10 protein-coding genes are annotated in these 13,027 nt (G+C 38.8%); 3 read left to right on the forward strand and 7 right to left on the reverse strand.

The window, feature by feature from the left end; all coding sequences use genetic code 11:
• The first annotated feature begins 53 nt into the window (after positions 1 to 53).
• Complete coding sequence (locus tag M9899_08305) at positions 54 to 2,237, forward strand: penicillin-insensitive murein endopeptidase (GenBank protein ID MCO5114163.1); 2,184 nt, start codon at positions 54 to 56, stop codon at positions 2,235 to 2,237.
• Here M9899_08305 and M9899_08310 read toward each other — a convergent pair.
• The 7 genes from M9899_08310 to M9899_08340 form a co-directional block, all read right to left on the reverse strand.
• Positions 2,215 to 3,288, reverse strand: coding sequence for a hypothetical protein (locus tag M9899_08310; GenBank protein MCO5114164.1), 1,074 nt, complete (start codon positions 3,286 to 3,288; stop codon positions 2,215 to 2,217). The genes M9899_08305 and M9899_08310 overlap by 23 nt on opposite strands.
• A gap of 110 nt (positions 3,289 to 3,398) precedes the next feature.
• The gene (locus M9899_08315) at positions 3,399 to 4,337 is read right to left on the reverse strand and encodes a hypothetical protein (protein ID MCO5114165.1); all 939 of its coding nucleotides are present in this window, start codon (positions 4,335 to 4,337) and stop codon (positions 3,399 to 3,401) included.
• Positions 4,334 to 6,721, reverse strand: a complete 2,388-nt coding sequence (locus M9899_08320) for a hypothetical protein (protein ID MCO5114166.1) — start codon at positions 6,719 to 6,721, stop codon at positions 4,334 to 4,336. The genes M9899_08315 and M9899_08320 overlap by 4 nt, the downstream gene beginning before the upstream one ends.
• 8 nt (positions 6,722 to 6,729) lie before the next feature.
• Positions 6,730 to 7,884 (reverse strand): hypothetical protein, encoded by a 1,155-nt coding sequence (locus M9899_08325; protein ID MCO5114167.1) that lies wholly within the window; start codon positions 7,882 to 7,884, stop codon positions 6,730 to 6,732.
• 293 nt (positions 7,885 to 8,177) lie between these two features.
• A complete protein-coding gene (locus tag M9899_08330) occupies positions 8,178 to 8,756 on the reverse strand; it encodes a glutathione peroxidase (protein ID MCO5114168.1) in 579 nt (192 codons plus the stop codon).
• A 17-nt stretch (positions 8,757 to 8,773) separates the two neighbouring features.
• Entirely contained in the window at positions 8,774 to 10,264 is a 1,491-nt protein-coding gene (locus M9899_08335; protein ID MCO5114169.1) for an aminotransferase class V-fold PLP-dependent enzyme, read from the reverse strand.
• The gene (locus M9899_08340; protein MCO5114170.1) at positions 10,261 to 11,244 is read right to left on the reverse strand and encodes a hypothetical protein; all 984 of its coding nucleotides are present in this window, start codon (positions 11,242 to 11,244) and stop codon (positions 10,261 to 10,263) included. Before M9899_08340 ends, M9899_08335 begins: the two co-directional genes overlap by 4 nt.
• A 46-nt stretch (positions 11,245 to 11,290) precedes the next feature.
• On the opposite strand from M9899_08340, the gene M9899_08345 reads away from it, so the two are divergent.
• Both M9899_08345 and M9899_08350 read left to right on the forward strand, forming a co-directional pair.
• Positions 11,291 to 12,409, forward strand: a complete 1,119-nt coding sequence (locus M9899_08345; protein MCO5114171.1) for an A/G-specific adenine glycosylase — start codon at positions 11,291 to 11,293, stop codon at positions 12,407 to 12,409.
• A gap of 8 nt (positions 12,410 to 12,417) precedes the next feature.
• Complete coding sequence (locus tag M9899_08350; protein MCO5114172.1) at positions 12,418 to 12,954, forward strand: DUF1795 domain-containing protein; 537 nt, start codon at positions 12,418 to 12,420, stop codon at positions 12,952 to 12,954.
• The last annotated feature ends 73 nt before the right edge of the window (positions 12,955 to 13,027 follow it).

Genomic DNA, 13,027 nt, shown 5'->3' on the forward strand with positions numbered 1-13,027 from the left:
GCCGCTTTTCGCCCTTAAAGTAGCGTATACGCTCAAGAAATGGGGCATGGTCTTTGCCTCTTAAACTCTTGATGAAATGGGTGCTTAAGTCGCTGCTTTTTATGATTGCTATTTTCACACTGACTCAGTGTGCTCAGCAGCAGGCTTATGAAAAACTTCCTGAGCTGATCAATGAGGATACAGGTTTAAGGGAGTTTCGTTTTCGTAGTGCCGATTGTATTGATACCGTTTACCAGCACATTTCAAGTAATTGCGATCACAAGCAACAGATTGTGACCGAGAAGAGTCCTAATTCTGATAAAGAAGTTGTACTTATACGTGAGTTGACTCCTAGCTTAAAAGAAAAATTTAAAACTGTGGTTTCACCTACGGTTCAATATGATGAGAAAAATGGAAAGATTTATGTATCAGCCACACTGAGAATCAATGAGAGTTCTGATAGAGACTTCACAGAATTTAAATACACTTTTGAAGGCGACCTCAAGGGATTTCGCGAAAAGTATAAAACCGATAAAAGTTTGCGCTATATTCCTCTTGAGAAAAAATCAGGCCCTACAGAAAAACTAAATGGTGTTGTGTACTGTGCGACTCAACCCAGTTGTGATGAAGTGGCTTTAGTCTTTTCATTTTTAAATCCAAGCCCTGACGGTAAAGAACTTGTAGATTCTAAAACTTTTACTATTGATGGACGTGAAAGTGAAAAAGCTCTAACAGACACTCAGCCTGGGAAAGCCGAACAAAGGACCTTAGATATTAAAATCACTGAAGTGGAATTTCCAGATGAGTTCGGTGTAGATGACATTGCTGATCCTGAAAACCATGAAGTCTTTGCCAATGTAAAAGCCCCCGTACTTCCTAAAGATCCTACGGGTACCTTATGTGCAGGGATGGTTTCTGATCCTACACAATGTCCTGATTATATTTACGACTCCACTCAAAAAAATCCTCTTCATGAAGAAGAATCTGAAGATGAAGACGACGCTGTAGTTGACGTGTTTAATATGGATCAAGATATTTTGGGACAACCTCAAACTCCAGAGCAACCAGAAACAGACAAAGATACTGCCGATAACAACCCCACTCAGCCTGCTGTTCCGCCAACGGGACAAGCAAATTCTGCGGAAGATCAAAAAGCTATCGTTACAACCCCAGATCGCCATGAAGGAAGTGGTGGTTTTGTCATCACTGGTCCTGATGATCAAAATAGTAGTGGAGGCTTTGTGATCACTGGCCCTGATAATGACACCGGTTCAGTCTCTACAACAACACCTCCTGCTACGTCTGCAACTACGCCAGCAGAAAATACCAATGACAATGAAGTGAAACTTCCCACGGAAAATATTCCCATTCCAACACCACGCCCAGACCACACTCCCCCTTCAGCAGACAACAATACAGAGACACCCAAAGATACTGCATCTGAAGAGACTCCCAAGAATCCCACTCCCGCAGAGATTTTAGCCGAAATTCCTATTGATCAAATTCCACGCCCCATGCCTCGTCCTGAGCATTTGGGACAAGGTAACGCTGGTCCTGCTGTAGCAGGAAAGAATCAACTTTTAAGTGTAGATGGGAAATTTATATTTGATCTGACCAAATGCACAACCCAGTTGAATCGCCTGCAAACAGGTGTATTCAACCAATCTCGTGGTATCTATTACAGTGGAAGCTTAAGAAATGGTAAACCATATTCTAAAAGTTTTGAAAGCAATCGCCCTAATACATCTAAAAAAAGTCGACAATTCAGTTCGGATTTAACGCTTCTTACGGTGGAATACGCCGCTTGTGTTTTAGAGCAAAAGTATAAAAATATTAAAATTGATATTCACGATTTTTCTTTACAAAATGGCGGCAAGATTGGGGGCCACGGTTCTCATCAAAATGGTTTGGATGTGGACTTGTCCTATCCTCATATAGGAAACAAAACCAAAGGCTTTGACAAATTTGTTAATAATATGACAGATGAACGAACCGAAGTGGCTCTGGATTATGCTAAGATTCTTTATTCTACAGATCGAATCCATATTATTTTTACCGATACAAAAATCAAAAAGCGTTTTTGCCAGTATATGAAAAACAAAGGTCGTTTAACTAACGAGTATAAAAACTTTATCAACAACAACCTCAGACATATTGCTGGACACGGTAATCACTACCATATTCGCATGAAGTGCAATTCCCAAAATGAATTTTGTCAACCTCAGGGTAAACTCACTACCGAAAAGGTATGCCAATAATAGGAATCACAGCAAATAACAGTGGGATTTGCTTCATAAGCGCAACTAGATGAATCGAATGCAACAAAGTTCTTAACAGAGGGTCTTTACTGAATCTCCAAATAAAGCCATCTGAAAGATAATGAAATAAAATTATAGATAAAAATGTAGGTTCAATAGCAATGGCCCAGATTCCTGATTGGCCAGAATATAAAATCCAACCCATGACGATCCCATATATAAACGAGTACCCCAACCATTTTAGTCTGACTCTCTTTTCTACTGCTTCAAAGAACTTTTTCTGATAGTGCATGATCCATCCTTGATATTGCACATCATGATAGATGGTCTCCATCACCACAATTAAAGACAAGGGAACAGTAGGGTCTATATGTATAATGAGATTGGTCAATAGGGTTACAAAGTATAAGGACACCTTCGCCACACTGATATCACTTTGAAGATAAAACTTAAGATATAACTGGCGACCAAGATAAATCATTAAACCCATAATACTTAAGCCAACGAAGAAATAATTTGGAACATACTTTTGTAAAGGGTATAAAAAAGATTCTGGGCTATTAAAGAAGTAGTGGCATCCTGTAGTAAAAAAGATGATCAAATACAAGTAACGATCAAAAAATATATCGGCTTTAAAAAACTGACCTGACTTTGCCCGATAGGCCATCAAAAAACCCATATTCTGTTTGCCGATATGGTAGTAACCAATGCACGCAAAGAACACCATCCAGATTTCTTTGTATCCCAGATAAAAGATATAAGTGTCAAAAATGATAAGAGCTAAAAATCCCCAAGTGAAAGCCAATCTGTATTTGCGATATTGGCTCATGTCTTTGTGAGTTCGGCTAAAAGATTGAAAGATATGGGGTGTATCAAAAAAACTATCAAAGACCACATAGATCCCAAACACCCACCACATCAAGTTGGGAACGCCCAAATGAACTAAGACCTCATAAAAAGAAAAAATAGCTAACGACAAAAGACAGGGTAAAATAAAAAATCCAAGATCATAAACAGGACTGACGATCCACGACTTTGCTTGTGTACCCATATTTCACTCTCGGTATTGGCCAAAACCTAAAATCAGGTCTGGCCCTACCTCAATTGAACACCATCACCTGTCGTTTGGGTAATGGTATTTTCCATATACAGACCAAGTAGTTACTTTCCGCTCTGCTTTTCTTTGATCTCTTGTTCAAAAGATTTATAATAACCTGAAATGCGGATTTTCTTTCCTGTCTTTTTTTCATAGGCCGCAACAGCTTGATCACATCTTTTACCATATTTAACACTGTCAGATATGAGCTGATCGTACTCATCAGGATTTAAACCCGATCGTCCCAGAGTAGATACACCAAAGATTATAGGATACTCCCAGTCTATGATACCCGATGCTATACAATCAATAATAGCCTCTGGCTGATCTGAACAGATCCGATTTCCAGCATATTTAGAATTCGCCTTCCAAAAATTTGGCTCTGCTTTATCTAAAGGAATTTTTTTACCTTTATAAATGTAATAAAGCCTTTTTTGAGAAGCCTTACTTTCATATACCCCTACACATCCGTGAATATCTTTTACTGGTGACTTTTTTGCTTCTTCTTCAAACTCTTTCCAACGCCCAAAATATCCATCTTCGCCAATCGTTCCCCATGGTGATCCCGATCTGTAAAGAGACGTCGAAATATATTGTCCTTTCTTAATTTGGACACCCATATATTCTTGATCTATAGGAGATATAAATTCAATGGGATATAATTTCCGATCGCCTACTAAAAAAAATTTTACTGGCTCATCTTTCTTGGCAACAATCTGAACTCCGTTAACCAGCATTTCTATTTTCTCTCCCTCATGAGCAGGGGTGATATATACAGCATAATTAACAATATTATCGATGTGCGGAGAACTCTTACGCATTGCCACCTTAATCTTATTATCTTTTAAATTATGACTAAGAACCTCTATTTGATTTTCTTTCTCAAGCGACATGGGAACAAAGGCTATTTTAGTCAATGTCCTATATTCCTTGGCTAGAGAAAAAGAAGAACTGAAAAGACATATAGCCGCATATATCAAAAGCTTTCGTTTAAGTATTTTCATAATACACTGGCCTCAATATGTAGATGGCTTAAATGAGATTGATCGTTTTCATTATATTCAAAAGTCTTTGGAGCATCAAGCCACTCACCCAGAGGAACAGATGATTCTGTTGCTTGAACGCCATCAGGAAATACTCCTTCCTGCATTAGAAGTTTATGCCAATCCGTCGAATACTCAAAACCAATTGTACTTTGTTCCGTGGGGAAACAATCCGTTAAATCTCTGCCGTCAGAAGATAATATCAGAGTCAACTTATAGTCTGTCTCTTCATCCATAAGTTCAATATTAGACCTAGTTTCTCTAATATACGTTACTAAATTATCAATATCTACTAAATTGCCAGACGTATAGACATCAAATAAATCATAACACAATCCTTGCAAAGATGTGGGGGTTGGAGGTTTAGGAATAGGGGCCTCTGAAGGGCAAAATGTATTTGCTATATAATCAACCAAATCTCCTCTGTGATCTTCAGTTGCTGTATCAAGCAATTTCATATTGGCATCTCCATACATATATTTATAGTTTTCATGGATATCTTTGGTCAATCTTTTAATCCAAAGATAATTTTTAATTGATAAATATTTTTTATATCCATGAATCCTTACCCCATCACCAAACTTTATTCGCCCCCGTGTAGAAGAACAAAATGAGGTGCTAGCCTCTGATCTGTTTTTACTCTGATCCCAATCCTGACTTTGAGGATGAGGATAACGTATGTCCAACTCAACACCTCTTTGATGACCACCATGCACATCAAACCCTCCTCCATAGGGCAAAGTACCATCATTAATTCTTAATAATTGATCTGTTAAAGGGTTAAACACTAGAGTTTCTGTAAGTTTTCTAATCGCCTTTGCCAAACTATTTTTCGCGTACGATCCTCTTGGTGTGCTGTATATTGAGGGTTCATTAAATGACCAAGGAGGAACTATTGGAGCATAATCCATAATATCTTCGTTCATTAAATCATAAATAGGCTCAAGCGTTACAATAGTAAATACTGGACTGATAAGCTCCTCTACTCCTGGTGTAGTTGTATCATCTAAAACTAATTGAAATCTTAAATCTAAAGCATTATCTTCTTCCATCTCTAATATAAGGCTATCTTCAAATATATCATAAGGATTCACTACAATAGAAATAATATTAGGATTCCCATCAACATTCATAGTTACACTACTACCTGTATATATTTTACCTCCTTTTGGATAAGTAATTACGTTTGGGTAATGCTCATCGCCTCTTTTAATGCTAACCATAACACCCGTGACCTCATAATCTTTCAAGTCACTCGTATGTAATTGAACCTCAAACGCATGGCTCTTACCATAATAAAAACCCGCCTCTTGTGATTCTAAAGATACAGGCACAAATCTATTCATCATCATAAGGCGGCCATGGGCCTTACTATTTCTCACCATACTAGCATCTTTTACCTTCCCTGCTATAGATTCATTAAAAGGTTCTACATTGATGACCTTTGGCAACTCTCTTTCGTCTTCTACCAAACCTGCTGCGATGTATGCCTTTAAATTAAGAGTGTCTAAGTCATCAAAAATATCATCTGGGATTTGCGTGAACATTTCTAATGTGACTGTAGGACTAGTAAAATAATCTGGGACATAAATATACGGTGTTTTTCCAAAAAGCCATCCATCATTGATATCTGTACCTTCTGGACTATACATATACTTTGATGATGCCACATCTAAATTACCATTAACATCTACGAACGTTTTATTATTGTATACAAAATCGTGAACAACTTGATGTTCTTGTGAAGAATAAGTGCCCTTTAAAGTATATCTTATATGAATACTACCTATTTCATAAAAATAGTTAAAAAGTACATTCCAAGCCTCTAAAGCAATAAGATACTGAAATTTACACATCTCAATTGAAGGGGGATCAATTCCTGCACCGATAAGACATCGCTCAAAAATGATCTCTATTGTCTCTTTACTTTTTGCCACGTGTAAAATTGGCAAATCACCAAATATAAACGGAGCGTAGTTTGTATCTGGAATTACATCTACACCGTTAGAAAGTGCACCAATATCAACATTTTTATTGGGAAGAGTAGTGTATCCGTTAGGCACAGTTCCATTTACTTTCATATTATAAACAGAGGCTATGGGTTCTGGAAATTCTGGATATTCTGATACAAAAGTTTTTTGTACACCATTTTTACCTTTCACTTCTATCGAAGAAGCTTTAAGTGGTACAGGTAAAGGATCCAAAAACTGACTTTTTAATGTTTCATAGTTTTGAATAAACATGTCTTCAGTATATTGTGTAGGGTAAGTTATACTGCTTTCTGTATATCCGTTCCAATAAACAATATCAGCCAGTGGGTCGACTGGTTTTTCATTTTTTTTCATTTTTCCACTTAAATCAGCATATTTTTTTGTAATTCTAATAACTTATTTTTAAGTTTTTCTTTCTTAGAAATTGGAGCTTGTTTTAATAAACTACTGCTCTTATTAAATAATGAAGTTGACGTCACTGTATAGCTGTCGGCAAGTGCCGTTCTGCCAGAACTTATTGGATTCTTAGATTGCATACTAAAACTTATGCTTACCAGTTCTTCTGGATTGACATACACCTGCGCATAGCCTTCTTTGGTCGCGTTTTCTACATGAATCACATAATGACCTGCAGGAAGGTAGGATAAACTATATGTACTAGTTCCGATACCACTTACTAACACTTTTCCAAAGGGTGTATCAGAACTGTAAATACTTAATTGGTTAGCCGTTTCGCCAAAATTAAGACTAAGCGCAGAGCTACCTAACTTAAAACTTTTTGATCTTGCATTTGTGTTCTCATAATCAAAGGTCGCTGAAATTGTATCGTAATTTCCATACAAACTAAGATAAAATTTATCATTTAGATCAATCGTTAAAGATGAGCCTAAGGCTAACATGTTAATAACCAAATTTGAACCCGATAAACTTGTAGCGGCCGTAATATCTACGCTCTCACCCGTGCTTTCTGAAACCAAAAGTACTTGTCTATCAGACAAATTTCCATTTAAAGTTTCACCATGAGCCAAATAGAAACTAAGAAAAGGCTGATTTAAGGCAATAAATTCACCATCACCTGAAAAGTTATTACTTTTTAAACAAAATCCAAAATTACTGTCTTGTGTTTCTTCTTCACAAAAGTCAGCAAACTCCAAATCAATATCTTTTGTCTCGTAATCATCGTCATCGTCTGTAACTTTGACCGTAATCGTAGAACCTTTATCTTCTGAGATATAAGGAAAAAAACTCCATCCTTCCCATGTTACTCCATTGTAGGTCCACTCTATTTTTTTTATTGGCTTACCTGATCTTGTTGGAGCAGCTGAATACATCAAAACTGTGCTCTCACGATTTATACTATAATCACCACTCAAGCCCACGCTTTGAACCAGGTCTATGCCCGAAACTTGTATATTGATATCTGGGGTTGTTTTAGATTTTTCTTGCTCTTTGGCGCAGACGCTTTCTGTGTATATAAAACTAAATAAAATAATTAAAAACAAAAAACTCCCCTTCATACAATCTCCTTTTTGCATAAAGGGTATTCATCAAGATTAAAAAAGAAAAGTTTTTAATCCGTTACCCACAATCTCAAATAGCACAAATCTTTGGCACGTAATTATTTTTGTATATGTAAACCTTTGGATTGAATAGATAAATATAAAATTAAGTTTTTTTATTTGGATCAAAGAAGAAAACGAAATCTAGACCTAGGTCAAAAAAATTTTACAATTTAGTTTTCATTTACAGCATAGGTTATATTTGACACACATCGTAGTGCTTCTCCTAAAAGAAAGTTAAAACCTTTTAATTACAAAATCTCTTTCAAATCAGGGGCGATGTCTTCGGGGTTTACTTTGGAGTTGTATCTTTTTAAAACTTCGCCCTTAGAACTTAAAAGGAACTTTTCGAAGTTCCAAAGGATTTCAGAGTTTTTTTCTGAAGCTTGTAAAAGATATTTGTAGAACTCTTGTTTGTCTTCGCCTTTGACTGGAGCTTTAGCAAATAAAGGAAATGTGACACCAAAGTTGATCTTGCAAAACGTTTTGATCTCTTCAGCTGATCCAGGCTCTTGAGAGCCAAAGTCGTTGCTAGGAAAACCTAAAACTTGTAAGCCCTTGGGACCAAACTCTTTGTTTAATTTTTCTAAACCTTCATACTGGTAGGTGAAGCCACACTTTGAAGCCGTGTTCACAACCAAATACGCCTTAGCGGGCATATCTTTTAAAGAGGTCTTTTTGCCATCTAAGGTGGTCAACTCCATTTTTAAAAGCTCAGCCGAAGCCGCTTGGCGTTCTGTCATCGTCCCCACCTCTGGTGTTTTTTGTGTCACTTTATTGTAGCAACCCATAGCAAATAAAAATACCGCACTTAATGTCGACTTGATCATAATCTCTTTTCCTTTTTTCAACATTTCATCCTCGCCTCTTCAATTAGATCAAAAGTTCTTTGCAATGTCAGCTCGTTGATTTGAAGATGACTTAAAACTAAACGAATAAAAACGCCATTTTTAGAATCACTGGAATAATTGACAAACAGCTCTCCTCCATGAATCAGACTTTGCCGCAACCTTGTGTGCTGAGAGTCGCTTAACATCTGCGAAGAGTTTTTGGCGACAGGAACCTTAAAACACAAGTTCAAATACTCAGGTTCGTGCAGAAGCTCGAATCCCCTTTGGCGCAATTCTGTGATTGCGAAGTTTTGAAGTGTTAAAAAACGATCTATATAATCTTTAAAGCCCTGCTGGCCTAAATACTTCCACAGCGTCCAAAGCGTTAAAGCCTCTACCTTACGACCACATTGTAAAGCCTTAACACCCGTATCCCACTCCGAATCAGGCTCTTCGTGAAAGATGTACTCGGTCCCCATACAAGAGTTAGTCTGTTCCAAAATCTCTGCATGAGAGGTGACAAACAAAGCTTTGGTCACACCTGCCCCAAAAAGTTTATGAAAGTCATAGGTGATGGAATCCACATCGCGCAGATCATTTTGCAGGTCTTTGGAAGTAAAGATCAAGGGTCCACCCCATGCGGCATCCACATGGTGCCAGACTCCATATTTTTTGCAGACAGCTTGAATGTCTTTGATGGGATCTAAGGCTCCAAAAACCGTAGTGCCTAACGTGGACACCACCGCACACGGACGAAGACCTTGGGATAAGTCTTGCAAGATTTGTTTTTCCAAATACACAGGTGACATTTTATATTTACTGTCACTGGCAATAATACGAACCGCATTTTCGCCAAAACCCAAAAGATGAGCTGCCTTTTGGATACTATAATGAGCCTGATCACTGACATACACACACAATTTGGAATCTTGTCCCTGCGACTTCACTTGCGGGCACTTATGGTAGCGGGCCACATGAAAGGCCATCATGTTGGCGTAACTGCCTCCAGGAACAAAAAGTCCATCAATCTCTGGCCAGTCTGTCAGTGACGCTAAAGCCTTTAAAATCTCATTTTCCATCATCGTGGCCACAGGAGCAATTTCATAAGTGGCCATAGAGGTGTTCATAAAGGCCGTCACAAATTCCGCAAGTACAGCCAAAGGATGAGCCCCACCATAAAGTTGATTCAAAAAATAGGGGCTTTGAGTATTGACGGCTTTTTGCATGTACTGCTGTAACGACGTGATCACATCTGGAATCGAGGCTCCCTCTTCAACCAGTTGGTAGTCTTCGGTTTGTGATCTCTCAAGGGCCGACTTGTAATGAGCTACTCTAGACTCTTGCAGCAAAGACGCTACGGATTTTAAAATTTGTTCTAAATGTCCTTCTTGCAAAAGCGTCTGCCAAATCTCAGCAAAATCTTTTGGACTTGCAAACGCCACACTCTTGTTGGTTTTAGAAGTGGACTGTGATTGCGTAAGGCTTAAATCTTCATGTCCCGACTTCATACATCACTGCCTTTAGAAAAAAAAATGGTCTTATAGGTCGTGCTCGCGGACTCTTTAGAGAGTCTTTTGCGATTCACATTGACGATGTCGCTGAGTCTTTTCCAATGCCACAATATATCTTTGATCGCTTGAGTCCATTTGTACCCTGAATCATAAATGTGCCCAGGGACCGAGCCCACACCGCTGATATCCATCACTTTAAATCGTCCCTCTGACAAGGCCCTTACGGACTCTGCACGCACTTCCAAACGGCCATAGAAAAATTGTGGGATATGTTTAGTTAAAATTTGAAAGTGATCCGTCAACGACTCATCAATAATGCTGTTCGCATTTACGAACCTTGTGCCCTTACGGCGACTCCCTAGCGGTTGCAGCCACACATTCTGACCGACCTCTAAAATTCTTTCGCTGTAATGAGGCAACTCGTGAACGCTGATGAACTGACTGGCTCGACCGTGTTTATAAAATAATTCCTTAATAGAAGATCGGCCATCGCCATGCAAAATCAAAAAATCTTTTTGCACTAAAGAACTGATTTGAAACCCTTCTGAGGTGCGAAGAACAAAAACTCCAAACTCTTCGGGTTCATCCACATAAGTTTGAATTAAATAGTTGTACTTTACTTTTTTATGATATTTTAACAGCTCTTCCTGATCGTTGATGAGTTTGACACCAAAACCTTGGCTGCCACCCAAGTCGGGCTTAACCACTATAGGAAATGCTCCGCCTTTTTCAGACCAAAGTTTTTCTACATCCTCTGGTGTTGCCGAGGCAAAAACCAAAACTGTAGCAGGCAAATGCGACTCAGGAACGTGCTGCAAGATTTTATATCTTGAGTATCCCTTAAGTCCGCCCGTTGCAATTTTGGGATTGGCCCACACAAAATAGTTCAGTGATCTAAAGCGCAAAGCTTGTCCAAGCGCGTAGATATAAACTGGCAAGTGCAGTAATGAGGTGGGCCAAAATTCATGGTGGATCAAAAAACCCTTCCTTGTTAAAAAAACACCGTGTTATAACACATAAATAATGGCACTCAAAGCTCCGAAAACACATGATATTCATACTCTTGAAAACTGGTTTAGAGAGCGCCAAAGGCCTCTTCCATGGCGTACAGATCGCGATCCCTACAAAATTTGGATTTCCGAGATCATGCTGCAACAAACCACAACGGCAGCCGTCATCCCCTACTTTGAACGTTTTATGCACGCCTTTCCTGATGTGCAAAGCTTGGCCAAAGCCCCACTAGAAAAGGTCTATGAGTTATGGACAGGTTTAGGATACTACTCTAGAGCCAGAAACATCCATAAGGCTGCACAGATCTTTGCCACCGAGGGTTTTAGCTCCAGTTATGAAGACCTGTTAAAGGTTCCAGGTATTGGCCCCTACGCCTCAAGAGCCATTTCAAGCCAAGCCTTTGGTGAACGCGTGGGCGTGGTAGATGGAAATGTGATTCGTGTTTACACGCGGCTTTTTAATTTTTCTGAGCCTTGGTGGAATCGTAAAACCCAGGTCGAAATTCAAAATTGGTCTGATGCTCTGGCACAAAAGGCCACTAACCCTTCTGATGCCAATCAAGCTTTGATGGAACTCGGAGCCACTGTCTGCACTCCTAAGTCGCCCACCTGTATGCTATGCCCATGGTCTAAAGACTGTTTAGCTTTACAGCAACAAACTCAAAACGTACTGCCCATTAAAAAATCTAAAAAGCAAAAAGAAATTTGGTTATGGCAGCCCCAGATGTACATCCACAAGGATCAAATTCTTCTCGTGCACAACAAAACAGTATCGACTTCAAATGCAAAACCAGAGATGGTCTCCCCTCAAGTTTCCGAAAACAAAGCCCACTATACGAAAACCTCTTTGCCCACTAAGGCTAAAAACAGCAGCCCCGCTCCCGTCGCTCCTCTGTTTTTAAATAACAAGTGGGTGCCTCCTGGAGACGCGCAGAAACTTAAAACCAAACCGCAAAAGTTCGACTATAAACATAATATCACCCACCATGAAATCTATGTGGACATTCAAAAGACTGAGCAGCACCCCCACGTAAGTCCTAACCAAGAGCAACAAATGGTGGTTTTAAACAAAGTGAAAGAAATTTCTCCTTTTTCATTGGTTCAGAAAGCAATTCAGCATATCATTAAATGATGAACTGCTTGCAGAAGCTTATTACTCTTCTTTTTTTAACTTTCATTCCTCTTGGGTATGCACTAGCCACACCTACGGCTCTGAATATTTCTGAACTCTTAGGCACACAAGAGCAGGACATTTATTTTGGTAAAGACGACTTCCAAATCAGTCCTGCCCATACAGATTGGCTTATGGTGCCCACACCTGAGAATTCATCGGTGCAGACCCAATTCATCAATCCTAAAAGTAGTTCACAAGCCAAAATGACAGTCCGATCTGAAACTCTAGAGCAGGACCTGTCTTTGCTGAAATACATTGGTCGATCTGTGCGTGATTATAATCGCTTTGGTTTTGAGATTTTATCGCAACGTCCACTTAAAATTAACAACCAGTCGGCCTACCTTGTAGACCTCAAGCAAAACGGTTCGCCTATACAATTGCGACAAGTTTTATTTAAAAAAGATAAAACCGTGGTGATCCTCACATGCAGTTCCCACCAAGAGAGCTTCAAACAAGAGCTTAAAGCTTGCAATCAAATCTACAGAAATTTTAAATGGCTTTAGGCTCTTAACTTAAAGCGTAAGCCTGCCTTTAAACTTTGGATTTAAAATTAAATTTTTGCACTTCAAAAGCTTA

The sequence above is a fragment of the Pseudobdellovibrionaceae bacterium genome (assembly GCA_023954155.1).
GTDB lineage: Bacteria > Bdellovibrionota > Bdellovibrionia > Bdellovibrionales > UBA1609 > JAMLIO01.